This is a genomic window from Micromonospora sp. NPDC047753, from assembly GCF_040642735.1.
In the GTDB taxonomy this organism is placed as follows: domain Bacteria; phylum Actinomycetota; class Actinomycetes; order Mycobacteriales; family Micromonosporaceae; genus Micromonospora.
The window spans coordinates 1-1588 of the sequence record NZ_JBEYSL010000832.1; the positions used below are offsets into that span (position 1 = coordinate 1).

General features: G+C 70.4%; 1 protein-coding gene. It reads right to left on the reverse strand.

Annotated elements, in window-relative coordinates; genetic code table 11:
• Positions 1-2 precede the first annotated feature (2 nt).
• Positions 3-1385, reverse strand: a complete 1383-nt coding sequence (locus ABZ749_RS34990; RefSeq protein ID WP_357235652.1) for an MFS transporter — start codon at positions 1383-1385, stop codon at positions 3-5.
• Between the last annotated feature and the right edge of the window lie 203 nt (positions 1386-1588).

Below are 1588 nucleotides of genomic sequence, written 5' to 3' on the forward strand. Positions count from 1 at the left end.
GTTCAGCGGGGCGGCGAGCGCCGACACGTTTTGCGGGCCAGGGTCTCCTGGGCCGCGTCGGTGGTGTCGGCGGGCAGCCCGGCCGGCAGGCCGTCGACGATCTCGCGGCGGTAGACCGCCGCGCCCACGCTGCCCAGGATCGCCATCCCCAGCGCACCGCCCAGCTCGCTGCTGGACTCGGTCAGCGCCGAGGCGACACCTGCCTGCTCGGGCGGTGCCGCGCCGATGACCAGCTCAGTGACGAGAGACATCACCATCACCAGGCCGGCGGCGTAGACACTGGCGCCGACGAGCAGCAGCCACAGCGGCGTCTCCGGGGTGACCCGGGTCAACACCACGAAACCGACCACGGCGATTCCGAACCCCGTACCGATCAGGTACGCCCGTTCGACGCGCTGGGCGAGGGCGGCCGCGGCCGGCGCGACTCCGCCGACGGCGAGGGACGGCACGAGGCTCCACAGTGCCGCCCGCAGCGGGCTCAGGCCGAGCACCAGTTGGAGGTGCTGGGTGGTGAAAATGGCGAAGCCGACGATGGCGAACATCGCCAGCAGGTTGACAGCGAGCGATCCGGCGAAGCCGCGGCGGCGGAACAGCGTGAGGTCGACCATCGGGTACGCCTGGGTCCGCTGCCGGTGCAGGAAGAGCGCCCCCACCAGCAGACCGCCGACGATGGCGAGGACGCGCGCCGGGCTGAGGCCGTCCCGGGCCATCTCCTTGATGCCGTAGATCACCGGCAGTAGCGCGCCGAGCGACAGGGCCGCGCTGACCAGGTCGAACCGCCCGGTCGCCGGGTTGCGGAACTCGGGCACCAGGAGCGGCACGAGCAGTAGCAACATCAGCATCGCCGGGATGTTGATCAGGAAGATCGAGCCCCACCAGAAGTGCTCCAGCAGGATGCCGCTGAGCACCGGCCCGATCGCGATGCCGCCGGTGAGAGTGGCGGTCCAGACGGCGATGGCCGTGCCGCGCTGCTTGGCGTCGTGGAACATGTTGCGCACCAGCGCGAGCGTCGAGGGCATCAGGGTGGCCCCACCGACGCCGAGCACGGCACGCGCGGCGATGAGCGTCGCGGTGCTGTCGGCGTACGCGGCCAGCAGCGACGCCGCGCCGAACGCGGTGGCGCCGATCAGCAGGAGCCGGCGTCGGCCGATCCGGTCACCCAGGGCGCCCATGGTGATGAGCAGCCCGGCCAGCACGAAGCCGTAGATGTCGAAGATCCAGAGCTGCTCGGTGGCGGTGGGGCGCAACTCCGCGCTGATGAACGGGACGGCGAAGTAGAGCACCGACACGTCCATCGAGACCAGGAGCAGCGGCAGCATCAGCACGGTGAGCCCGATCCACTCCCGTCGGCCCGCCCGCGGTGCCGGTGTGGTGGTGATCGCCATGATCAGTTCTCCTTCTGCGTATGACGTACGCTGTTATGCGTAGACCATACGCAGAACTAGGATGGCAGGGCAAGGAGGAAATGTGGCGGCGAAGACAGACGACGGCGGGCCCGTACTCCCGCCGGCCATCGAGAGCGCGTGGGGGCTGCGGGAGCGACCACCCAAGGGCCCCCGGCCGGGAATGAGCGTGCCCACCATCGTGG